This window comes from Micromonospora sp. MP36 (assembly GCF_008119785.1).
Lineage (GTDB): Bacteria > Actinomycetota > Actinomycetes > Mycobacteriales > Micromonosporaceae > Micromonospora.
Window position 1 is genome coordinate 1 of the sequence record NZ_VSFA01000273.1, and the last position, 1,015, is coordinate 1,015.

The window sequence follows — 1,015 nt, forward strand, 5'->3', positions numbered from 1 at the left end:
GTTCCGGATCGGCGACAAGGTCACCCAGATCCGCAACAACTACGACAAAGGCCAAGCCGGCGTCTTCAACGGCACCCTCGGCATCGTCACCGCGCTCTCCACCGAGGAGCAGACCCTGACCGTGCGCACCGACGAAGACGAGAGCATCGACTACGACTTCGACGAACTCGACGAACTCGCCCACGCCTACGCCATGACCATCCACCGCTCCCAAGGCTCCGAATACCCCGCCGTCGTCATCCCGCTGACCACCAGCGCCTGGATGATGCTGCAACGCAACCTGCTCTACACCGCCATCACCCGCGCCAAACAACTCGTCGTCCTCGTCGGCTCCCGCCGGGCCCTCGCCGCAGCCGTCCGCACCGTCAGCGCCGGCCGCCGCCACACCGCCCTCGACCACCGCCTCAGCCGCCTGTGACCGGGCCCAGCACCCGTTCCAGCGGCGGGTGGATCTGGGTGAGCAGACCACGAATCCGGTCGGTGCCGATGACCCGGTGCGCGGCGAAGCTGAGTCGAGCCTGGGACTGCACTAGATTAGGCCGCAGACCGGTCAACCGCGGCAAGCCCACGATCGGTGGCTGCGGCGACCTCGGTCCCCGCCGTCAGGGGCGGCGGGCGCCCATGTAGGACATCATGGTGTCGAGGCGGGCCATCCTGACCGGCTGACGCCGAGGGTCCAGGCGTACCGGGTCGGGCGAGGAAACCGTCGAAGCTCGCGGGTCCGGCGGCGGGCGGCCCACCCGTACGGCTTGCCGATCTGGGCGCCGGCGCTGCGGACGGCGATGCCTGCCGCTCCGCCGGCACCCCTTCATGTCAAGACGCCGCTCTCAGAGGGCGTCTGATTCACGTATTTTGCGGGTGATGCCGGCTTCAGATGTCTCGCCAGGTTGGGGTGGTTTCGTTGGTGATGCGTTTGGTGAGGTTGTCGATCATCGCGATGCGGATCATGCTGGCGGAGTTGTCGGGCAGGGCTTCGTAGTCACGGGCCAGGCGGCGGTGGAGCATGATCCAGCCC

Annotated in this window: 2 protein-coding genes and 1 pseudogene; 1 reads left to right on the forward strand and 2 read right to left on the reverse strand. The window is 67.9% G+C overall.

Annotated features, from left to right (window positions below; genetic code table 11):
- On the forward strand, positions 1 to 418 hold a 418-nt coding region (locus tag FXF52_RS41125; protein ID WP_187414033.1), incomplete at its 5' end, for an ATP-dependent RecD-like DNA helicase.
- Here the strand turns inward: FXF52_RS41125 and FXF52_RS43765 are convergent.
- Together FXF52_RS43765 and FXF52_RS43770 are read right to left on the reverse strand one after the other, a co-directional pair.
- On the reverse strand, positions 405 to 530 hold the full coding sequence (locus FXF52_RS43765) for a hypothetical protein (protein ID WP_255472957.1): 126 nt from the start codon (positions 528 to 530) through the stop codon (positions 405 to 407). The genes FXF52_RS41125 and FXF52_RS43765 overlap by 14 nt on opposite strands.
- A gap of 340 nt (positions 531 to 870) precedes the next feature.
- Positions 871 to 1,015 (reverse strand): annotated as a pseudogene (locus FXF52_RS43770) (IS5/IS1182 family transposase); the annotation flags it as partial.